This window comes from Thiomicrospira sp. S5 (genome assembly GCF_003991075.1).
GTDB lineage: Bacteria > Pseudomonadota > Gammaproteobacteria > Thiomicrospirales > Thiomicrospiraceae > Hydrogenovibrio > Hydrogenovibrio thermophilus.
In genome coordinates this window covers 2,401,417-2,421,273 of sequence record NZ_CP014470.1, presented here as the reverse complement: position 1 = coordinate 2,421,273, position 19,857 = coordinate 2,401,417, and the positions used below count along the sequence as shown (strand labels likewise).

The 19,857-nt window shown below is 51.8% G+C and carries 20 protein-coding genes; 8 read left to right on the top strand and 12 right to left on the bottom strand.

The window, feature by feature from the left end:
* Positions 1-27 precede the first annotated feature (27 nt).
* From AYJ59_RS11205 to hslU, 6 genes are read right to left on the bottom strand one after another with little or no spacing between them, the layout of a single operon-like run.
* On the bottom strand, positions 28-1,314 hold the full coding sequence (locus AYJ59_RS11205; RefSeq protein ID WP_127120139.1) for an NCS2 family permease: 1,287 nt from the start codon (positions 1,312-1,314) through the stop codon (positions 28-30).
* A 51-nt stretch (positions 1,315-1,365) separates the two neighbouring features.
* Complete coding sequence (gene ubiB / locus AYJ59_RS11200; RefSeq protein ID WP_127120138.1) at positions 1,366-3,015, bottom strand: ubiquinone biosynthesis regulatory protein kinase UbiB; 1,650 nt, start codon at positions 3,013-3,015, stop codon at positions 1,366-1,368.
* The gene (locus AYJ59_RS11195; protein WP_127120137.1) at positions 3,012-3,653 is read right to left on the bottom strand and encodes a ubiquinone biosynthesis accessory factor UbiJ; all 642 of its coding nucleotides are present in this window, start codon (positions 3,651-3,653) and stop codon (positions 3,012-3,014) included. The genes ubiB and AYJ59_RS11195 overlap by 4 nt, the downstream gene beginning before the upstream one ends.
* A 22-nt stretch (positions 3,654-3,675) precedes the next feature.
* The gene (gene ubiE / locus AYJ59_RS11190; RefSeq protein WP_443080235.1) at positions 3,676-4,434 is read right to left on the bottom strand and encodes a bifunctional demethylmenaquinone methyltransferase/2-methoxy-6-polyprenyl-1,4-benzoquinol methylase UbiE; all 759 of its coding nucleotides are present in this window, start codon (positions 4,432-4,434) and stop codon (positions 3,676-3,678) included.
* A 50-nt stretch (positions 4,435-4,484) separates the two neighbouring features.
* Entirely contained in the window at positions 4,485-4,868 is a 384-nt protein-coding gene (locus tag AYJ59_RS11185) for a gamma-butyrobetaine hydroxylase-like domain-containing protein (RefSeq protein WP_029939681.1), read from the bottom strand.
* A gap of 40 nt (positions 4,869-4,908) precedes the next feature.
* Positions 4,909-6,228 (bottom strand): ATP-dependent protease ATPase subunit HslU, encoded by a 1,320-nt coding sequence (gene hslU / locus AYJ59_RS11180; protein WP_127120135.1) that lies wholly within the window; start codon positions 6,226-6,228, stop codon positions 4,909-4,911.
* Between the two features lie 135 nt (positions 6,229-6,363).
* On the opposite strand from hslU, the gene dapF reads away from it, so the two are divergent.
* Positions 6,364-7,221 (top strand): diaminopimelate epimerase, encoded by an 858-nt coding sequence (dapF, locus tag AYJ59_RS11175; protein ID WP_127120134.1) that lies wholly within the window; start codon positions 6,364-6,366, stop codon positions 7,219-7,221.
* A 258-nt stretch (positions 7,222-7,479) separates the two neighbouring features.
* The gene (locus tag AYJ59_RS11170; protein WP_127120133.1) at positions 7,480-8,151 is read left to right on the top strand and encodes a DUF484 family protein; all 672 of its coding nucleotides are present in this window, start codon (positions 7,480-7,482) and stop codon (positions 8,149-8,151) included.
* Positions 8,152-8,222: 71 nt separating this feature from the next.
* Here the strand turns inward: AYJ59_RS11170 and AYJ59_RS11165 are convergent, their stop codons facing one another.
* A complete protein-coding gene (locus tag AYJ59_RS11165) occupies positions 8,223-8,690 on the bottom strand; it encodes a helix-turn-helix domain-containing protein (protein ID WP_164730770.1) in 468 nt (155 codons plus the stop codon).
* Between the two features lie 290 nt (positions 8,691-8,980).
* On the opposite strand from AYJ59_RS11165, the gene AYJ59_RS11160 reads away from it, so the two are divergent.
* Positions 8,981-9,829: a GGDEF domain-containing protein gene (locus AYJ59_RS11160; protein ID WP_051673542.1), complete on the top strand. Its 849-nt coding sequence runs from the start codon at positions 8,981-8,983 to the stop codon at positions 9,827-9,829.
* A 21-nt stretch (positions 9,830-9,850) separates the two neighbouring features.
* On the opposite strand, the gene AYJ59_RS11155 is transcribed toward AYJ59_RS11160, so the two are convergent.
* Together AYJ59_RS11155 and AYJ59_RS11150 are read right to left on the bottom strand one after the other, a co-directional pair.
* On the bottom strand, positions 9,851-10,474 hold the full coding sequence (locus AYJ59_RS11155; protein ID WP_029939687.1) for a MarC family protein: 624 nt from the start codon (positions 10,472-10,474) through the stop codon (positions 9,851-9,853).
* Positions 10,475-10,523: 49 nt separating this feature from the next.
* Positions 10,524-10,787, bottom strand: a complete 264-nt coding sequence (locus AYJ59_RS11150; protein ID WP_081836889.1) for a helix-turn-helix domain-containing protein — start codon at positions 10,785-10,787, stop codon at positions 10,524-10,526.
* Between the two features lie 146 nt (positions 10,788-10,933).
* On the opposite strand from AYJ59_RS11150, the gene AYJ59_RS11145 reads away from it, so the two are divergent.
* The 4 genes from AYJ59_RS11145 to AYJ59_RS11130 all read left to right on the top strand — a co-directional run bounded on the left by AYJ59_RS11145 (position 10,934) and on the right by AYJ59_RS11130 (position 13,958).
* Positions 10,934-11,746 (top strand): GGDEF domain-containing protein, encoded by an 813-nt coding sequence (locus AYJ59_RS11145; protein WP_051673543.1) that lies wholly within the window; start codon positions 10,934-10,936, stop codon positions 11,744-11,746.
* Positions 11,747-11,816: 70 nt separating this feature from the next.
* Complete coding sequence (locus AYJ59_RS11140; protein ID WP_127120131.1) at positions 11,817-12,770, top strand: tyrosine recombinase XerC; 954 nt, start codon at positions 11,817-11,819, stop codon at positions 12,768-12,770.
* Between the two features lie 57 nt (positions 12,771-12,827).
* A complete protein-coding gene (gene hslV / locus AYJ59_RS11135; protein WP_029939691.1) occupies positions 12,828-13,379 on the top strand; it encodes an ATP-dependent protease subunit HslV in 552 nt (183 codons plus the stop codon).
* Positions 13,380-13,382: 3 nt separating this feature from the next.
* Positions 13,383-13,958 carry a YqhA family protein gene (locus tag AYJ59_RS11130; RefSeq protein ID WP_082672032.1) on the top strand — a complete coding sequence of 192 codons (576 nt, stop codon included), beginning with the start codon at positions 13,383-13,385 and terminating at the stop codon, positions 13,956-13,958.
* A 100-nt stretch (positions 13,959-14,058) separates the two neighbouring features.
* Here AYJ59_RS11130 and AYJ59_RS11125 read toward each other — a convergent pair whose 3' ends face one another.
* From AYJ59_RS11125 to AYJ59_RS11115, 3 genes are read right to left on the bottom strand one after another with little or no spacing between them, the layout of a single operon-like run.
* Positions 14,059-14,661 carry a flavin reductase family protein gene (locus tag AYJ59_RS11125; RefSeq protein ID WP_127120130.1) on the bottom strand — a complete coding sequence of 201 codons (603 nt, stop codon included), beginning with the start codon at positions 14,659-14,661 and terminating at the stop codon, positions 14,059-14,061.
* 9 nt (positions 14,662-14,670) lie between these two features.
* Complete coding sequence (locus AYJ59_RS11120) at positions 14,671-15,501, bottom strand: YdcF family protein (RefSeq protein WP_127120129.1); 831 nt, start codon at positions 15,499-15,501, stop codon at positions 14,671-14,673.
* A 3-nt stretch (positions 15,502-15,504) separates the two neighbouring features.
* The gene (locus AYJ59_RS11115; protein WP_127120128.1) at positions 15,505-16,791 is read right to left on the bottom strand and encodes a sensor domain-containing diguanylate cyclase; all 1,287 of its coding nucleotides are present in this window, start codon (positions 16,789-16,791) and stop codon (positions 15,505-15,507) included.
* A 273-nt stretch (positions 16,792-17,064) separates the two neighbouring features.
* Here AYJ59_RS11115 and clpB point away from each other — a divergent pair, with 273 nt between their 5' ends.
* Positions 17,065-19,629, top strand: a complete 2,565-nt coding sequence (clpB, locus tag AYJ59_RS11110) for an ATP-dependent chaperone ClpB (protein ID WP_127120127.1) — start codon at positions 17,065-17,067, stop codon at positions 19,627-19,629.
* The last annotated feature ends 228 nt before the right edge of the window (positions 19,630-19,857 follow it).

Here is a 19,857-nt window from a genome sequence, read left to right as displayed (position 1 = left end):
GGCGTTTTGGTTGGAAAGGCTTTGCGGTTACAGAACGAACGTCAAGCCGCTGATCAAAGCGATAATGAAAATGCCGAGGTTTAAGTCGGCGAACTCCCGTTTCACCAGTTTAAGTGCCACATACACCAGAAAACCGGCGGCAATCCCGGTGGTGATGGAATAGGTCAGCGGCATCAGCAGGACGATCAGAAAGATGGCCGCATTGGTCGCCAGATCACTTTCTTGGAATGCGACTTTGCGCAACTCGCCAAACATCAGAATCCCCACAATCACCAGAATCGGATAGATGGCGTTTGCCGGTAAGGCCTGAAACAACGGCAACATAAAGAGCGTCAAAATAAACAGCCCGGCGGTGACGACGGCCGTCAATCCGGTGCGCCCGCCTTGTTCCACCCCGGCGGCGGATTCGATAAAGGCGGCAATCGGCGTGACGCCGAGCAAACTGCTGCCTGCGGTGGCAATCGCATCGGTTTTCAAGGTTTTCTCCAGCGAGGCATCGTTTTTGGTTTGTTCCTGAAACAGATGGGCTCGGGTACCGATGCCGGTCAGGCTGCCGAGGGTGTCGAACATGGTGGTGATGAGAAAAATCAGTATCACCGGCAGTAACGACAGTGAAAACGCCGAGACGATGTCGAGCTCAAATGCGATGGGTTCAATCGAGGCCGGCCAGCTGAATAGGGTGGTCGGAGTTTCGGCAATGCCGACAGTCCAGCCGACAATTGACGTGATGACAATGGAAAACACAAAGGCACCGGTGACTTTATAGGCGTACAACACCAACGCCACGAAAAAACCGAAAATGCCCAGCAACACCGCCGGGGAGGAAAAGTCGCCTAATGTGACCAGAGTGGCATCGCTGTTGGTAATGACGCCCATTTGCTCCAATCCAATAAACGCAATGAAACCACCGATGCCCGCACTGATGGCGCGCCGTAAATCGATGGGAATCGAATACATGATCCAGGCACGGAAAGGCGTGAACGACAGAATGATAAACAGCACGCCGGACAGAAACACCACGCCCAAGGCCGTTTGCCAGGGAATTTGCATGCCCAGTACCAAACCATAAGCGAAATAGGCATTCAGTCCCATGCCGACACTCATGGCAATCGGCGTATTCGACCAAAGGCCATTCATCAGCGTTGCGAGAATGGTGATGAGCGCGGTAGCGGTGATGACGGCTTCCATTGGCAAACCGGCGGCACTGAGAATGTAGCCATTCACCGGAACGATGTAGAGCATGGTCAAAAAGGTGGTGAGTCCGGCGATGAACTCGGTGCGGACAGTGGTGTTGTGCTGTTGCAGGTGAAACATCGTGTGCCCTCCGTTAGCGAAAACGCCTTAACTAAATTGTGTACTGATGGTTCAGGTCTTTTTCAAAATCAGGTAGAGTCCCGTCAAGCCGAATAAGGCTTGTAACCAAGGCAACCAGGCCGGATTCAACCAACCGAATTGCGCCAAGACGGCCGGGAAAACCGCAGGAATCAACAAGAGGGCGCCGATAAAGCGGTTGCGTTGCGCTTTGCTTTGTTTGGCCATTTGTTGTTCCAGCTGTTCAATCTGTTTGGACTGCTGATTGAAGTCGGCTTGCGACAGTTTTTGCAGGCTATTGTGCAGCAGGCCGGGCAGATGCGGGGCTTGTTCAATCCAGTAAGGCAAGTTGGCTTGGGTGTTTTTAACCAGGCTTTTCAGACCGACGCGCTCTTGCATCCAATCTTCCAGAAACGGTTTGGCGGTGTCCCACAAGTCGAGTTCGTCGTCGAGTTGGCGCCCCAAGCCTTCAATGTTCAATAGAGTCTTCTGTAACAGCACCAATTGCGGCTGCACTTCCATGCCGAAACGGCGCGCGGTTTGGAACAGGCGCATCAGGAACAAGCCGAAAGAAATTTCTTTTAAGGGACGGTCCCAAATCGGTTCGCAGACCGACCGAATCGCCGACTCCAATTCGTTGACGCGGGTGTCTGCGGGTACCCATTCCGACTCGATGTGCAGTTCCGACACCCGCAAGTAATCGCGGTTGAAGAACGCGAGGAAGTTTTCGGCCAGATAACGCTGGTCTTCCGGGTTTAGGGTGCCCATAATACCGAAGTCGATGGCGGCATAACGGCCGTCCGGCAAGACGAAAATATTGCCGGGGTGCATGTCGGCGTGGAAGAAGTTGTGCTTGAACACCTGGGTGAAAAAGATGGTGACGCCTTTGGCGGATAAGTCGGTCAGGTCGATTCCGGCTTCAATCAACTGGTCGACTTCGGAAATGCGGATGCCGCGGATGCGTTCCATGGTCATGACGTTGTCGTTGGTGTGCGACCAGTAAACCTCGGGGACATAGAGGAGGTCGGAATTTTCGAAGTTACGGCGCAGTTGCGAGGCATTGGAGGCTTCGCGCATCATGTCCAGTTCGTCGAGAATGGTTTTCTCGAACTCTTCCACCACTTCCACCGGGTGCAGACGCTTGGTTTCCTTGACCGCCGCTTCCAGCAAACCGGCGAGGGATTTCATAATGGCGACGTCTTGTTCGATGACGGGTTTGATGTCCGGACGGACGACCTTGACGACCACTTCGGTACCGTCGTAGAGGCTGGCTGCATGCACCTGCGCGATGGAAGCCGAGGCCATGGGTTTGGGATCGAAACTGGCGTAAGCGTCTTCAATGGAGCGTTTCAAGCCGCGTTCGATGATGGCGATGGAGTGCTGTTCGTCGAAAGGCGGGCAATCGTCTTGCAATTTACGCAGTTCGGCACCGATGTCTTCCGGCAGTAAATCCTTTCGAGTGGACAGAGCCTGCCCCAGTTTGATGAAAATCGGACCGAGTTCCTCCAGCGCCAAACGGATGCGCTCGCCGCGAGAGCCTTTCGACGAAGGTCGCCAGTTCCACGGCAGGAGTTTATTCAGGAGCAATAGCCAAGCGTATTTGCTGTGGCTGAGCACCATTTTGTCGATTTGGTAATGGGTCAATACTCGGTTGATGCGAATCAAACGCGCCACTTGGCGCAACGGGCGTTGGAAGAAATTCATGAAAGGGTGTCACTCAAAGCTTGAAGGCGTTTTTCGAGGGCGTCAACGGCCTGGGTTGTGTGTTGTACATCGCGTTTGAAGCGTTGAATTTGCGGCGCGGTCGGCAGGAGTTCGATTTCGAATTGCAAATACTCCCGCAGGGTGTCGCCGGCTTTGCGTTTGGCGCTTTCAACACTTTTACGGCCTTCTCGAACGGTGCTGCCGATTTTGAACGCCACCAGGTCGCCGGTGATTTTCGAGAGTTGTTCTTCCCAGTCGATATTCAGCGACTGTACGCCTCGGATGAAATCGGCGGCCAGGGCTTCGTCACCGCTGGCCTCGTAGTTCGGTTGGCGGCCAATCCAGTCGAGGCTGGTGAGCTGAATGTGCGCGTCCGGCGCACCCATCAGGTGGTTTTGCACCGAGAAAGCGCCTAGGTTATCGCCATCAATTTGGTAAATCAGGAAAAAGGTCTGGCCCAGGTCGGTGAAAGTGAGTTGAACGACCTTTTCATCGCAAGGCGCAAGGGCTTGGCCTTGCATGTCATCGAGCTGAACCGCTTGATTCAATAGGGTTTCAAACAGCTTGGAAAGCGCGGTTTTGACCAGGCCTGGCGATTTTTCAGTGGTTGCTTCGTCGTGTCGGTTGTCCATTTCCATGCGTTTTCCTGTTCTGGCGCGTTCAGTATTTCCAGCCGCGGTGTAGGGCGACAATGCCGTTCGACATGTTCAGATATTCCACCTTGTCGAATCCGGTGTCCAGCATCATTTGTTTGAGGGTTTCCTGATCCGGATGCATGCGGATGGATTCGGCCAGGTATTGATAGCTGGCTTCGTCGTCGGCGATGAATTTACCCATTTTCGGCAGGATGTTGAAGGAATAGAAATCATAGGCCTTCGCCAGCATCGGTTGGGTGACCTTGGAGAATTCCAACACCATCAATTGGCCGCCGGGTTTCAGCACGCGGCAGATTTCCGCCAGGGCTTTGTCCTTGTTGGTGACGTTGCGTAGGCCGAAGGAGATGGTGACCAGGTCGAAGGTGTTGTCCGGGTAGGTCAAGGCCTCAGCATTGGTGATGGTGTAATCGACATTGCCGATAATGCCGTCGTTGGTCAGGCGGTCACGCCCGACACGGACCATGCTTTCGTTGATGTCGGCCAGCACCACGCGGCCGGTTTTGCCGACGCGCTTGGCAAAGGCTTTGGTCAAATCGCCGGTGCCGCCGGCCAGGTCCAACACCGCTTGACCCGGGCGGATGCCGCTGAGCTCGATGGTGTGGCGTTTCCACAGGCGGTGGATGCCGAGCGACATGACGTCGTTCATGATGTCGTAGTTACCGGCGACGGAATCGAACACGCCTTTGACTTTTTTGACCTTCTCGTCCAACGGCACTTCAGTGAAGCCGAAATCGATGGTTTTTTTCTCGGTGTGTGTGCTCATCATCCTATCCTAGTGCTGTCTTGATGGTGTTTGGTTCGTTGCCGGTTTCGTTACAGTAATTGGTTTAAATCGGTCGGTGGCATGTCCGGATGTTTGTGGCCGGCTTTCTGTAGACGTTGCAGGTAATCCTGCCAGTAGTCGTCGTAATGGCGCCCGAGTTCGTACAAGCGTTCCCAGGTGTAGATGCCAGTGTCATGACCGTCGTCGAAGTGCAGTTTAACACCATAGTTGCCCACGGGGGTAATGCCTTCGATATTGACGTTGCGTTTGCCGACCTGCAACACTTCCTGCCCGGGGGCATGGCCAGTGACTTCGGCCGACTGCGAATAGACCCGCAGGTATTCGCAGGGCAGTTCGAACACCTCGCCGGTGTCGAACGTCACCACCAGTTGCCGTGATTTTTGTTGCAGTTTGATGTCCGTTGGGATGGCCATAGGCTTCTCTCGTCGTTTCGAGTTGTCAGATTCCTTAATCTTACAAAATGTATTGCGACAAGTCTTGGTCTTGTGACAGATCGCCGAGGCGTTCGTTGACGAAGGCCTGGTCGATGACGATTTTTTGTCCATCGTTGTCCGGTGCGCTGAAAGACACTTCTTCCAGCAGGTGTTCCATCACCGTGTGCAGACGACGCGCGCCGATGTTTTCGGTGCTTTCGTTGACGTGGTAAGCGATTTCCGCCAGACGTTGGATGCCGTCATCGGTGAATTCGATATTGACCCCTTCGGTTTGCAATAGGGCGATGGCCTGGGTGGTCAGGGCAGCTTTCGGTTCGGTCAGAATGCGGATAAAATCCTCCACTTTCAGGGATTTCAGCTCGACGCGAATCGGCAAGCGGCCTTGCAGCTCCGGAATCAAATCCGACGGCTTCGATAAGTGGAAGGCACCGGAGGCGATGAACAGAATGTGGTCGGTTTTAATCATGCCGTATTTGGTGGAAACGGTGGAACCTTCAATCAACGGAAGCAGGTCACGCTGCACGCCTTCACGAGATACGTCGCCGCCGGAAGCTTCCTGACGTTTGGCGACCTTGTCGATTTCGTCGATGAACACGATACCGTTCTGTTCCACGTTTTCGATGGCTTTGGCCTTCATGTCGTCCTGGTCAATCAGACGCTGGGCTTCTTCTTCGGTCAGCAACTTCATCGCTTGTTTGATCGGCAGTTTGCGTTTTTGTTTTTTGCCTTGGTTCAGCCCCTGGAACATTTCCTGAAGCTGATTGGTCATTTCTTCCATGCCGGGCGCGCCCATGATTTCGACATGCGCCGGCGCGGCGTTCAGGTCGATTTCAATTTCTTTGTCATCTAAGTCGCCTTCGCGCAGACGTTTGCGGAATTTCTGGCGCGTTTCGGACATATTGCCGTAACTTTCATCTTCGTGACCGCGTGCCGGTGGCAACAAAATATCGAGGATGCGTTCTTCGGCCAGGTCTTCGGCTTTGCGTTGCACGTCTTTCATCGCTTGTTCACGATGCAGCTTGATGGCGTTTTCCGCCAGATCCTTGATGATGGAATCGACTTCGCGCCCCACGTAACCCACTTCGGTGTATTTGGTGGCTTCGACTTTGATGAAGGGCGCATTCGCCAATTTGGCCAAGCGGCGGGCGATTTCGGTTTTCCCCACCCCGGTCGGTCCGATCATCAGAATGTTTTTCGGCGTGACTTCCTGACGCAATTCTTCGGGCAATTGCGCGCGGCGCCAGCGATTTCGCAGGGCGATGGCCACCGATTTTTTGGCTTCGGATTGGCCGACAATGTGGTGATCGAGTGCGTGGACAATTTCCTTAGGTGTCATCATCTTTAGCGGGTTTCCTTCGGTTCTGTTTTGCATTCGGAAGCGATTCCGAATTGCTGATGTTCATGGAATTCGTTTATTATAAAGGAATTGATGGACCGATTGATAAACGAATGAGGCCGGACACGACCAAACACCATGACTAATTCCTTACGATTTTCCAAAATGCACGGTTTGGGCAATGACTTTATGGTCATTGATGCGACACGCGACAAAATCGAGCTGACGACCGACGAAATCCGTTTTTGGGCCAACCGGCATTTCGGCGTGGGGTTTGACCAGTTGTTGATGGTGGAACCAGCCACGACGCCGGGGGTGGATTTCCGTTACCGTATTTTCAATGCCGACGGTTCGGAGGTGCAGCAGTGCGGTAATGGCGCGCGTTGTTTCGCGCGTTTTGTGTACGACAAAGGGTTGACGGACAAAACCGAAATTCAAGTGGAAACCGCATCCGGCCTAATCGTGTTGTACATCACCGACGACGGTGGGGTGCGGGTCAATATGGGCGCGCCGAGCTTCTTGCCGGAAACCTTGCCGTTCGACATTCCGGTGGAATCGGAACAATATGAATTGGAAGTGGACGGTGAACGGTTTGAAATCGGCGCGGTGTCGATGGGCAATCCGCACGCCGTCTTGCGAGTGACTGATGTGGTGTCCGCGCCGGTGGCGGTGTTGGGCGAGAAAATCGAATCGCATCCCTTGTTTCCAGAACGCGTCAATGTCGGTTTTGCCGAGCGGGTGGACGATGCACACATCAAATTGCGGGTGTACGAACGCGGCGCGGCGGAAACGTTGGCCTGCGGCACCGGCGCTTGTGCGGCCATGGTGGTGTTGCGCCGCCTGGAGGAAGTCGGCGATGCGGTGACGATTTCATTACCGGGTGGCGACTTGCTGGTGGAATGGGATGGCAACCCGGAGAGTCCGGTGTGGATGACCGGACCGGCGGTGTTTGTGTTTGAAGGTGAAATCGAAAGAGGGGTGCCAGGGCGAGTGTAATGCCCTAAATAAAATGCCTATCAGCGAGTCAAGAAAATGTCGTCTGCTAGGCACATCCCGCTGTAAATGGCCCGCCCTTTGCAAGGGAGGTAACAACGCAGAGGGCGTTTTCTTGGCTCGCCCGAAGGGAAGCCCTCAAATTTCCCAATTCTGCGTTGCAGTTCTTGACAAGGGAACGCCATTGCCTGCAAACTGCGCCTTGACTTGAAAAATTTGAGGAGCTTCTGAAATGATCATTTTATTTAGGACATTACACTTGTGTCGAGTCTGTTAAACGACATTCATGCGGAAGATGTTGCAAATTATCTGAACCGTAACCGAGAGTTCTTTCATGTTTTTCCCAATCTGCTGAATGAGTTGAGCATTCCGCACCCCAAGAACGGACAGGAAGTGTCGCTGTTGGAACGTCAGGTATTTCAGTTGCGGGAACAGCGCGATTCGTTGCAAGTGGAGGTGGACACTCTTAAGGACATCGCCGGTGAAAACGGCGTGTTGCTGCATAAAGTGTACGATTTTTCCTATGCGCTGATGGCGACGGAAACCGAGCAGGCGGCGGTGGACGAAGTGTATCGCGTTATGCACGAGTTGTTCGAGGTGGAAGAAGTCACGATGATTTCCTGGGATGTGCCCAAGCAAATCGTCAACGGCTTGCATCAACTCGGGTTCTCCCAGGCCTGGTCGAATTCGTTGAAAGAGACTTTGCAGCCCAATAAGCCGGTGTGCGGATTATTGGAAGATACCTGGCAACGCGGTTTGTTTCATACCGACCAGCCGATGCAGTCGGTGTGCGTGATTCCGCTGGGTCGGGACCGTGTTTGGGGGGCGCTGGCGCTGGGAGCCACCACCGACCGTTTCAGTCCGGATTTGGGAACGTATTTCCTGAAAGTCATGGGGCAGATGGTGACGGCGCGTTTGCAACGTTTGTTTTAATACGCTTTTGAGCCACTTCGCTTTCTTTTCAAAACGCCCAGGCCTGGGCGTTTTTTGTTTCAACCTGCTGTTTAAAGACGCCCGAGTTCGGCTTTGAGGTCGGAAAGGGTGTTTTGTTCCATTTGAATGCTGGCTTCCCAGATGGCCGGGCTTTGGCTGTGGGAGGCGAGTTCTTGAATGTTGCTGAGGCGTTTTTCGGTGTTGGCGATGAGCTTGTTGAGGACGATGCGTTCGATTTCGTGCAGTTGCGGGGATGTTTTATAGCCTCCCTCTGGTTCAGCGACATTTTGCGGCGGGTATTTTTCGCCTTTTCCGGTGGCGAGCCATTCCACCGTGACACCGGATTGATTGGCGATGGCAATCAAACGTTCCAAGTTGGGAGTGGATTCGCCATTGAGGTATTTTCGCAACGCCGTTTCCGATAATTGACAACTGCGTGCAAATGAACGCACGCTCTGGAAGGCAATCAACTCTTTTAAACGCAAAGCAAAATCCCTGGCTATGTTTTTCAGGCCTGAATAATGGCCTATGGTCTGCACGTGGCCATCCATTAGTCGCGTAACCTATCGAGTCGAAAAGTGTTTTTCGGCGTCGTGTCCAGTTTTAAAGAACAAATGCGTTTTTTTGAGTTGCATATCCGTTTTTTTGCGCGTAATATACACTTTGGAATAAGAATAATTACGAACAAGGCTTTAAAATAACACAACACCGTATAGGAATTTTACCATGAAGCTTTATTAAATAAAGCTTCTTAACCCTAATGAACGTAGGTTTTTGTTTTTAAACCAGTTTTCTGGAGGTGTGTGCGTGTCTCAAAAAAGGGCAAGCTATGATTCACCATATCAGCCGGTTGCACTATGACAGTCTAGCCGGGCAAGTGGAAGCGGCGCGCAATGTGGTGGCGTCGCATGTCAATTGGTTGGCGTCACGCTCGGTCTGTTTAAACCCCGATGAATTGCGAACCTATTCGACCCATGTACCGTTTGACGAGTGGTACGATTCGTTGGCGCATCTGGGATTGTCACGAACCGAAGAATACCGCAAGTTGGGTGAGTTGCGGGACCGTATGATGCGACACCATGCCGAGCTGGAAAGTGCGGTTCAGGACGGGCAGTGGCACCAACGTTTCTTTTTGCTTCACCAGCATTTTTTCGATTTGCTCACCGAATTCTGTCAGAACTTTCATATGGTGTTCAATATGTACGATTACCTGACGCATTTGCCGAACCGAAAATTGTTTGACCTGATGGTTGATAAAGGACATATGAAGGGCGCGTTGGTTATGGCGGACGTGGATCACTTTAAACGTATTAATGATCAGCACGGTCATGACATGGGTGATCAGGTGCTGGAACAGATCAGTCGTTTTTTCTTGAACGAATTGAAGTCGGGTGAAGTCATTGCACGCTATGGCGGCGAGGAATTCATTTTTTACTTTCCGGCCATGGCGCCGGATTGCGCTCAGGATAAAATCGAACGCATTCGGGAAGGGGTTCAGACACTCGATTTCGGGGATTGTCGTCAAACCTGTTCATTCGGCATCAGCCAGGTCGATGGTGAGTGCGTGCCTTATAAGCAGGCTTTGTGTCGCGCCGACAAGGCCTTGTATCACGCCAAAAACACCGGGCGCAACCGCACGGTGGTGTATGAAGTCGAGTGGGGGAATCGTCCGGTTTAACGTTACCTTTCCTATCCCAATTTAAGCCAGACCTGGCAATAATTCTTTAAGGCCGTTCGCCAGCATTTGGAACGCAATCGCCGTTAACACCATCCCCATGATTTTCGACACGATGTTCATCCCTGTCACGCCCAACTTTCGACTGATGGGGCCGGCAAAGTAAAGCACCAGCCAGAACAGTAAGCCGATGCCCACGGCGACCAGAGAAATGATGAAACGGTCTTCGAAGGTCGGGAATTTTTGCGTCGCCAGAATCAGGGTGGTAATGGCTCCGGGACCGGCGATAATCGGAATGGCCATTGGCACCACTGCAATAGAGTCTTTTGTTTGCGCTTCCTCATGTTCTTCCGGCGAGTGGGTCATGGCGTCGGTTTTGCTGCGCAGCATCGACAGCCCCAGCAGGGCGATGATGACACCGCCCGCCACTTCCAGTCCCGGCGGGGTGACGCCGAAGGCTTTTAACAGTAAACTGCCGACCCAGGTGACAACCAGCATAATGACGGTAATGGCAATTGCGGTTTGTCGTGCTATGGCTTGTTTTTCGGCTTCGGTGCGGTTGGCGGTCAGTCCGGCGAAAATCGCCAGGTTGCCTGCCGGGTTCGTCACGGTGAGCATGGTGATGGCAAAGGTGATTAAGTGTTCCATTAACGCAGTCCCGTAGGTTAAAAGTTTTCTGTATTGTACTGAATTTTCATTACTGTTTTGAAGTGTTATTGGTTCGTGAGTCGGCTGAGAATGAACAGCATTGACGGGTTCCTTGAATCAGCTCTTCAACAGGTATTTCAAGAGCTTCCGCCAGTTGGAATAACGTGGTAATGGTTGGTTGTCTCAATCCTCGTTCTAGGAGTGAAATATAGGTTCGGTCCAGATTGGCATCCAAAGCCAACTTTTGCTGAGAGACGTTCTTTTCCATGCGAATTTGCTTGAGCGTGTGGGCAAAAGCGTCGATTAAGGTCATGTGGTGAAGTCTCGTTTGTGGGTCATAGAGAACTAGTATGGAAAAATGATGACAATAGTCGACAGACTATAGTCACAATTGGCGAAAATATGGTTTAATAGGGTTGGTTCGTAAATAGACTTATAAAAAGAATAAAGAGTATGGTAATGATTTATCGGATTGGGCAATTGCTATATGAAGATTTACAAAAGCAGGCAGATCTTATACAACAAGTCATGACGTTTCATGTAGGTTGTTTAAGTGAGAGTATCGCTTCGACCGAGCGTTTAAAAGCATGTTTCCTAAACCGGGATTATGAATGCTGGGCGGACGATTTACGGCAACATGGTTTTTCCGATTATCAGGAATTCATGCGTTTAGAGAGTTTGCGTGACCTACTTGCAAACGAAACGTTTGTTGCCCATCCGTGTACGGTTCCCCATGAACGATTTCTGACGCTGCATCAAGAGTTTTACGACATTTTGCAGCGCTTTCATTCGAATATCCATTTGGTGCTTAATTTAAGTGATTATTTAACCCAGCTACCGAATCGTAAACTTTTTGAAATGATGATGGATAAACGTCGTTTAAACGGCGTTCTGGCGATGGCGGACATTGATCGGTTTAAACGTATTAATGATGGGTTCGGTCACCCGGCAGGGGATGATGTCCTGTCTTTTTTAGGCCAAACTTTTCGAAAAGCGGTGCGAAAAGGGGATGTGGTGGCTCGGTATGGCGGGGAGGAATTTCTATTTTATTTGCCGGATATAACCTTGGACGATGCGGAAATTGTTTTTGAAAAACTGCGTCACGAGGTAGCGGTTTCATCGCCCTTAACGGCGTTTCCAATTACCTGCTCTTTCGGTTTGGCTGAGGTGCAAAACAACTCTTTTGAGCAAACGATTGCTGGCGTGGATAAAGCTTTGTATGTGGCTAAAAAAGGAGGTCGAAACCGAGTGGCGGTACTTTCATCCCTATGAATATTTGTTGATGAGTTGAGTGTGGAAAGCGTTAAAATAAAGGCAATTTATTCTAAAAGAGCCAAAAATTTTGAGTGATTTTAAGCAATTCATCAAACATCTGCAGCGATTGAATAAATCCGCGCACACGGTGAGCAATTATCAACGCGACTTGATGGGGTTGTTGGTGTTTTATCGCGGGGATTTTTTGCAGGAACCGTTGGATGAACACACCTTGAAAAATGACCAGGCCTGGGCGTTTCTGGAAGCATTTAACGACTGGCGCGATATTTCGACCGAAGCGATTCAGGCGTTTGTGGCGTTTCGCATGGAGCAAGGCATTGCCGCCCGAACGTTGGCGCGTCAGTTGTCGGCGGTGCGCTCGTTCTATGATTTCCTGCTGGAAGAAGGTCGCGTCGGTCATAATCCGGCCAAGGGGGTCAAAGCGCCGAAGCAACCCAAGCCTCTGCCGAAAAGCTTAGATGTGGATTTAACCCGTCAGTTATTGGAGCAGCCGCTGGAGACTTGGCAGGATGTACGCGATCAAGCCGTTTTTGAACTGTTGTATTCCGGCGGCTTGCGGGTCTCCGAACTGGTGGAGCTGGATTTGTCGCCAGGCCTGGACAATTTGCACGACGGTTGGGTGCGCGTGCTGGGTAAAGGGCAAAAAGAACGGGATGCTCCGGTGGGCGCGCAAGCGCAAAAAGCCATTCAACACTGGTTGTCGATTCGAGCGGATTATGCCAAACCCGACGAAAAAGCGGTTTTCGTGAACCGTTTCGGCAAACGTTTGGGGGTGCGCTCCATTCAAAAACAACTGGACGAACGCACCTTGAAAGCGGGCCTGCCGACCAAGATGTCGCCGCATAGATTACGGCACGCCTGTGCGACGCATGTGTTAGAATCTAGCGGGGATTTACGGGCGGTGCAGGAAATGCTCGGCCATGCCAATTTATCCACCACACAGATTTACACCAAACTGGATTTGCAGCATCTGGCGACGGTTTACGACCAAGCGCATCCGAGAGCGAAAAAGAAACCTTAAACGGTTTTGGCGCTCTGAACAGCAGCCAAATTCAGTCAAGCGAATGGAAAGAAGACGATGAGTGAACAGACTTTTCACGGAACCACGATTTTATGCGCCAAACGCGATGGCCAGATGGTCATTGGCGGCGACGGCCAAGTGACACTGGGGCACGTTGTGATGAAAGGCAATGCCCGCAAAGTGCGCCGCCTGTACAACGGTAAAATCCTGTCCGGTTTTGCCGGCGCGACGGCCGATGCGTTCACCTTGTTCGAACGCTTTGAAGGCAAGTTGCAGACGCACAACGGCCAGTTGATGCGCGCTGCCGTGGAAATGGCCAAAGACTGGCGCACCGACCGCGCGTTGCGCAAGTTGGAAGCCATGATGCTGGTGGCGGATGCCGATAACATGCTGTTGATTTCCGGTACCGGTGATGTCATCGAACCAGCGCACGACTTCATCGCCATCGGTTCCGGCGGTAACTATGCGCATTCCGCGGCTCAGGCCTTGATGCAAAACACCGAATTGTCAGCGCGTGACGTGGTGGAGAAATCCCTCAACATCGCGGCCGATTTATGTATTTACACCAATCACAATCTCACGATTGAAACCTTGGAAAAAGAGGATTGAACCATGAGTGTTACGCCTGAAACATCGGAAAACGCCCAGGCCTGCCCGCCGGAAACGCAGGGAAAAAGCGAAAAATACTTTGAAAGTTTTCTATGGAATAGCCGGTTTGTGGTGCTGTTCGCGGTCATCGCCAGTTTGTTGATGGCGTTCGGTATTTTTTACATGACCTCGATTGATGTCTACTACACCTTGGCGCATTTGACGCATTATCATGAATTGACCGATATGGAACGCGCCGAGCTGAAATCGCAAACCGTCGCTCATGTGGTCGGTTCGGTGGACGGCTTCCTGCTGGGAGCGATTATGTTGATCTTCTCGTTGGGCTTGTATGAGCTCTTCATCTCCAAAATCGACGAAGCCGAAGGCGCCAAAAGTGCCAGCAAGATTTTGATGATCAAGTCGTTGGACGACTTGAAAGACAAACTGGCGAAAGTCATTTTGTTGATTCTGATTGTCATGTTCTTTGAACAGGCTCTGTTCTTAAAACCGACGGCCCCGCTGGAGTTACTGTATTACTCATTGGCGATTATGTTGGTGGCCTTGGCATTGTACCTCTCGCATAAAGCCTATGCGCATTAAATCACGACCGCATTAGCCTTAATTGGCATCAACAAAAAAACATAATTCAAAAACCGCCAGGCCTGGCGGTTTTTTTGTATTTGAAAGGGCTGGTTTGAGCTCAGGGGCGAGCTAATGCAAACCTATCTCGTGTGGTGGAGTAGAGGTCGCCGCCGAGTTTGCCGATGGCATCGAGTTGGTCGGCTTGTATCATGCCGTCTTGAACAATGGCGTCGTCGATGAAAATATTGACCACGTCGAGCAGGATCAGCGTGCCGCCGGTGGGTTTGTCGGAAATCGGCAGCAGTTCGCGCAGCTTGCATTCGTAGCGCACCGGCGCGTTGGCGACGCTTTTGGCGCGGACTTTTTCGCTGTTGCAAGCCGGAATGCCGGCGGCGGTGAATTCACTGGTTTCCGGTGGCAGGGCGGCGCAGGAGGCATTCATTTTGTCGGCCATCTCAGCGCTGACGATATTGACCACCGCTTCGCCGGTTTCTTTCAGGTTTCGTAGCGTGTCTTTTTCTTGTTGGGTGTGCGGCATCACGTGGGTGATGGTGAGCACCGGCGGATTGACGCTGGCGACGCTGAAAAATGAATAAGGGGCGATGTTATCGATGCCTTGCGCGCTGAGCGTGCTAATCCAGGCGATTGGGCGCGGGATAATGCCGCCGACCAGCATTTTATAGATTTGCAATGGTTCCAGTTGGGCGATGTCGTGATGCATGTGTGTTCCTTATTCTGATGCGTTGGGTTCGGGCGCTTTGGGTTTGGGGAACCAGTCCGAACTTTTCCCTGTCCAGTAGTAGGCCGTCAGGCCAATCCATTCTTTCCAAGCCGGTTCCAATGATTTCAAATGGTCGAAGAAGTCCAAGTCGATTTTTCGGTATTCGTCGCTGTTGGAGCGGAAATCGACCGGATAAGCGATGACGTTGATGCCCTGTTTGTTGGCAATGCCGACGGCGCGGGGCATGTGAAAGGCGGAGGTAATCAGCAGGTAGTGCCCGTCTGGATTCGGTAGCAACGGGTGGACATTGCGAAAGTTCTCATAGGTGTTGCGCGAGTCGGATTCGATAATGATTCGACCCGGCGCAATATCCAGCGCCGTGAGTAACTGGCGAGCCAGCCCACCTTCTTTTTCCGATTGGTTTTGCAGTTGGAGCGAACCGCTGCCGCCGGTGAAAATGACGGGAGCTTCCGGATAACGGGTGGCGAGTTTTTTGGTGGCGATGTAGCGATCGCCGCCCAAACCGAGTTCCGGGGTTTGCCAGCTTAAACTGCGTTTTAAGTCTTCGCCGCCGCCCAGGACCAGAATGCCGTCGATTTTGGCCGGCATGGGGTTGGGGATGGTGAAGCGTTTTTCCAGTGGCTGAATTAATAGGTCGCCGACTGGGAAGGCTAAAATAATCAATGCGATCAGGCCGGTGGGCAATAGGATTTTTTTGGCGGTTCGGATTTGATTGAACAGCAGGAAAAGGGTGCCGATAATCATCAAAATGATCATCAGGTTGCTTGGACTGAGAAGTGCCCAGGCGATTTTGGAGAGAACGAAAAAAATGTGATCCATGGTTTAAGCTTGCGGCAGTTCGTTGGCTAAAATGGTTTGGTTGCGCCCGTTTTCTTTGGCGGCATACACCGCTTTGTCGGCTTGGGCAATGATGTCTTCGAAACGCTCACCGTTGTCCGGGTAACCGGCCAGGCCGATGCTCAAAGTGAAGGGCAGAATGCCGATGCTGGACCAATCCGCGGTTTCAAATGCCTGGTGCAGTTTTTCGGCGATGACTTCGGTGCCTTCCAATTCGGTGTTGGGGAAAATGATGACGAACTCTTCGCCGCCCCAGCGATAGATGTAATCGGTGCTGCGAATGGCTTGCTGAAGAAGCTGGCTGCCGAAGACGATGGCTTCGTCGCCTTTTTGGTGGCCGTGCATGTCATTGATGTTTTTGAAGTCGTCGAAATCCACAACGGCGAGGCTCATTGGCGTTTTGTTGCGTTTGGACAGCGCCAAGTGGCGTTGTGCCTGATTTTCGCCTTCTCGCCGGTTCGGCAACTGGGTGAGGAAGTCATTGGCCGCCAACGCTTCCAGCTGGAACTGAAGTTGTTTGCGTTCGGTGATGTTCTGCACCATGCCCACCATGCGGAGTGGTTTGCCGTCATCATCGCGTTGGCAGACTTTACCGCGATCATGCACCCACAGATAGTGACCGTTTCGGTTGCGGAGGCGGTATTCCACTTCGTAAACACCGCGCAAGCCTTGGTGATAATCCTGCATGACCTGCATGACCATTTGCAGGTCGTCCGGGTGGACATTGCGGGTCCAGGTCTCAATCACGGGGTCCATTTCGTTCGGGCCGTAGCCGAGCATTTTTTTCAGTTGAGGACCGAAAAATACATGGCCGGTATCGACTTCCCATTCCCAGAGGCCGTCCGACGCTTCATTGAGCGCAAACCAGATGCTGTTCTCTTTGGTTTGCAGGTCTTTTTCCAACGCCAGGCGTTTATTGACGTCGCGCGCGATGGATAGAAAATAGGTTTGGCCTTGGTGTTCGAAGTGGGTGGTGTTGATTTCGACCGCAATTTCGCCGCCGTTTTTATGAAGATGGCGACCGACGAAGGTATAGGTTTTGTGGGCTTGGATGACCTGGGCGATTTCATCCCATTGTGATTGGCCGACGACGTCTTTTTGTAACGAAAGGACCGAGTGGTTGAGCACTTCCTCTTTTTCGAAACCGAGGTCTTCATAAGCGGCGCGATTGCACCAGAGAATATTGGACGTTTCCGGCTCAAGCAGATAAACGCCATCGGCCATGTTGTTGAACAGTACGTCGAGATCCGGTTGGTTCTTCAGGGTTGTCATTTATTGTGGCCTATAAATGTCCACTCCTTGTTCGTTTGAATGCGGTGCGCATCGATAAACGTCAGAAGAAGTTCCTTGTTGTCAGGGTTGCGTAATTTTATTTAGGATTATTATTTTTATATATCAATATGATATACGATATGAATCGAACATGAACCGTAATATTTCCCCTTTTCTCTTGAAAAGACTTTTTTTGTCCATATCTTTAAATTAGTTTAATAATCCTTGCAGGTGAATGGCTTAGGCAAGGTTAGTTTAAGGAGATTTTTAAGAATGATGGATAAGTTTACTTCTCAATTTCAGTCCATCCTGGGACAAGCACAATCCATTGCTCTGGGGTTGGGTAACCAGTTCATCGAACCGGTGCATATTCTCTCTGCGCTCCTGGCGGAGCAAACGTCATTGTTGCAGCTGGCCGGTGCGGATGTGGCGAAGCTAAAAGCCTCGGTGGATGAAAAACTGCCAGGCCTGCCGAAAGTGTCCGGACACGGTGGCGATGTGCAATTGTCGCAAAACAGCGGACGTGTGTTGAACTTGATGGATCAGTTGGCGCAAAAGCGTGGTGATGCTTACATTGCCAGTGAATTATTTTATTTAGCCGCTTTGCAGTCCAATGACTCGATTAAGGATTTGCTGAAGCAGGCCGGTGCCACGGAACAGAATATCGAAGCGGCCATTGACCAAGTAAGAGGAGGCGAAACCGTGCAGGACCCGAATGCGGAAGAAAACAGACAAGCATTGGATAAATACACTTTGGATTTAACCGAGCGTGCGCGCAGCGGTAAGCTGGACCCGGTAATCGGTCGGGATGACGAGATTCGTCGTGCCGTTCAGGTGTTGCAACGCCGTACCAAAAACAACCCGGTGTTAATCGGGGAGCCGGGGGTTGGTAAAACCGCCATTGTGGAAGGCTTGGCACAACGGATTGTGAACGGTGAAGTCCCGGAAGGTCTGAAAAATAAAAAACTGCTGTCGTTGGACTTGGCCGGTTTGCTGGCGGGTGCCAAATATCGCGGTGAGTTCGAAGAACGCCTGAAAGCTTTGTTGAAGGATCTGGAAAAACAGGAAGGCTCCGTCATTCTGTTTATCGACGAAATCCATACCATGGTCGGTGCCGGGAAAACCGAAGGGTCGATGGACGCCGGAAACATGTTGAAACCGGCGCTGGCCCGTGGGGAATTACACTGTATCGGCGCCACCACTCTGGACGAATACCGTGAAAATATCGAAAAAGACGCCGCGCTGGAACGTCGTTTTCAAAAAGTGATTGTGGATGAACCGAGCGAAGAAGACACCATTGCGATTTTACGTGGTCTGAAAGAGCGTTACGAAGTGCATCACGGCGTGGCGATTACCGACCCGGCGATTATCGCCGCGGCGCATTTGTCGCAACGTTACATCACCGACCGACAATTGCCGGATAAGGCCATCGACTTGATTGATGAAGCCGCGTCGCGCATCCGTATGGAAATCGACTCTAAGCCGGAAGAGATGGATAAACTCGACCGTCGCTTGATTCAGTTGAAAATCGAACGTGAAGCCCTGAAAAAAGAAAAAGACGAAGCGTCTAAAAAACGCTTGACTGTCTTGCAGGAATCCATCGACGAGATGGAAAAAGAATACGCTGATCTCGAAGAAATCTGGAAAAAAGACAAGGCCGCCTTGCAAGGCGCCAAGCAGTATAAAGAAGAACTTGATAAAGCCCGTATCGAAATGGAGGCCGCGCACCGTGAAGGGAACCTGGGCCGCATGTCCGAGTTGCAATACGGCGTGATTCCGGATTTGGAAGCCAAAATCAAAGCGGCGGAAGAAGCGGAAAACGAAGCGGAAGGTCAGGTGCATCTATTGCGCAATAAAGTCTCTGAGGAAGAAATTGCCGAAGTGGTGGCGCGTTGGACCGGCATTCCGATTTCCAGAATGCTGGAAGGCGAGCGTGATAAGTTGCTGCGTATGGAAGAAGCGCTGGGCGCGAAAGTCATCGGGCAACAGGAAGCCGTGTCGGCCGTGTCGGATGCTATTCGCCGTTCCCGCGCCGGTTTGTCGGATCCGAACCGTCCGAACGGTTCTTTCCTGTTCCTGGGGCCGACCGGGGTCGGGAAAACCGAGTTGACCAAAGCCTTGGCCGATTTCCTGTTCGACACCCAAGACGCCATTGTGCGTTTGGACATGTCGGAGTTTATGGAGAAGCACTCCGTGGCCCGCTTGATTGGGGCGCCTCCGGGGTATGTTGGTTATGAACAGGGCGGTTATTTGACCGAAGCGGTGCGCCGCAAACCTTATTCGGTTATTTTGCTGGATGAGGTGGAAAAAGCGCACCCGGATGTGTTCAATATCCTGCTGCAAGTGTTGGACGATGGTCGTTTGACCGATGGACAAGGGCGTACGGTGGATTTCAAAAACACAGTGATTGTGATGACGTCCAACTTGGGGTCGCACATCATTCAGGAAAAAGCCGCCACCGCAACCTACGATGAAATGAAGCAGGATGTCATGGAAGTGGTCGGCAGCCATTTCCGTCCGGAATTCATTAACCGGATCGATGACATTGTCGTGTTCCACCCATTGGATCAGGCGCAAATTCGTGCGATTGCCGATATTCAGTTGAACCACTTGCGTGCGCGTTTGGCGGACAACGAGTTGCAATTGGAAATCGCCGGCAGTGTACTGGATAAAATCGGCGAAGCCGGTTTCGATCCGGTCTATGGCGCGCGACCTTTGAAACGAGCGGTGCAACAATTGGTGGAAAACCCGTTGGCGCAACGTTTGTTGAAAGGCGAGTTCGCCGCGGGCGACACCGTTCATGTCGGATTGACGGATGGTGAAATCGATTTTCATTAATCGAAGCCCGACCCGTGACGGGTAAGCCGATGAGTGCCTTGTTGAGGTGAGGAAGGCACCTTATGTGGCCGCCGGAAAAGAATTTTTCCGGCGGTTTTTTTATGTCCGAATTTCCTTGAAAACCGCCAGGCCTGGCGGTTTTTGAGTATTTTGAAGCCCTGCGTTTGCATGGTCTTTGGCGGCTGATATGAATGGCGAGTGTGATTAAATTGACTTTTAGCGCGCAAT

Excerpts from the sequence above, each read along its gene's own strand:
- AYJ59_RS11205 (WP_127120139.1), bottom strand. The coding sequence starts at position 1,314 with ATGTTTCACCTGCAACAGCACAACACCACTGTCCGCACCGAGTTCATC.
- ubiB (WP_127120138.1), bottom strand. The coding sequence starts at position 3,015 with ATGAATTTCTTCCAACGCCCGTTGCGCCAAGTGGCGCGTTTGATTCGC.
- AYJ59_RS11195 (WP_127120137.1), bottom strand. The coding sequence starts at position 3,653 with ATGGAAATGGACAACCGACACGACGAAGCAACCACTGAAAAATCGCCA.
- ubiE (WP_443080235.1), bottom strand. The coding sequence starts at position 4,434 with ATGAGCACACACACCGAGAAAAAAACCATCGATTTCGGCTTCACTGAA.
- AYJ59_RS11185 (WP_029939681.1), bottom strand. The coding sequence starts at position 4,868 with ATGGCCATCCCAACGGACATCAAACTGCAACAAAAATCACGGCAACTG.
- hslU (WP_127120135.1), bottom strand. The coding sequence starts at position 6,228 with ATGATGACACCTAAGGAAATTGTCCACGCACTCGATCACCACATTGTC.
- dapF (WP_127120134.1), top strand. The coding sequence starts at position 6,364 with ATGACTAATTCCTTACGATTTTCCAAAATGCACGGTTTGGGCAATGAC.
- AYJ59_RS11160 (WP_051673542.1), top strand. The coding sequence starts at position 8,981 with ATGATTCACCATATCAGCCGGTTGCACTATGACAGTCTAGCCGGGCAA.
- AYJ59_RS11155 (WP_029939687.1), bottom strand. The coding sequence starts at position 10,474 with ATGGAACACTTAATCACCTTTGCCATCACCATGCTCACCGTGACGAAC.
- AYJ59_RS11150 (WP_081836889.1), bottom strand. The coding sequence starts at position 10,787 with ATGACCTTAATCGACGCTTTTGCCCACACGCTCAAGCAAATTCGCATG.
- AYJ59_RS11145 (WP_051673543.1), top strand. The coding sequence starts at position 10,934 with ATGATTTATCGGATTGGGCAATTGCTATATGAAGATTTACAAAAGCAG.
- hslV (WP_029939691.1), top strand. The coding sequence starts at position 12,828 with ATGAGTGAACAGACTTTTCACGGAACCACGATTTTATGCGCCAAACGC.
- AYJ59_RS11130 (WP_082672032.1), top strand. The coding sequence starts at position 13,383 with ATGAGTGTTACGCCTGAAACATCGGAAAACGCCCAGGCCTGCCCGCCG.
- AYJ59_RS11125 (WP_127120130.1), bottom strand. The coding sequence starts at position 14,661 with ATGCATCACGACATCGCCCAACTGGAACCATTGCAAATCTATAAAATG.
- AYJ59_RS11120 (WP_127120129.1), bottom strand. The coding sequence starts at position 15,501 with ATGGATCACATTTTTTTCGTTCTCTCCAAAATCGCCTGGGCACTTCTC.
- AYJ59_RS11115 (WP_127120128.1), bottom strand. The coding sequence starts at position 16,791 with ATGACAACCCTGAAGAACCAACCGGATCTCGACGTACTGTTCAACAAC.
- clpB (WP_127120127.1), top strand. The coding sequence starts at position 17,065 with ATGATGGATAAGTTTACTTCTCAATTTCAGTCCATCCTGGGACAAGCA.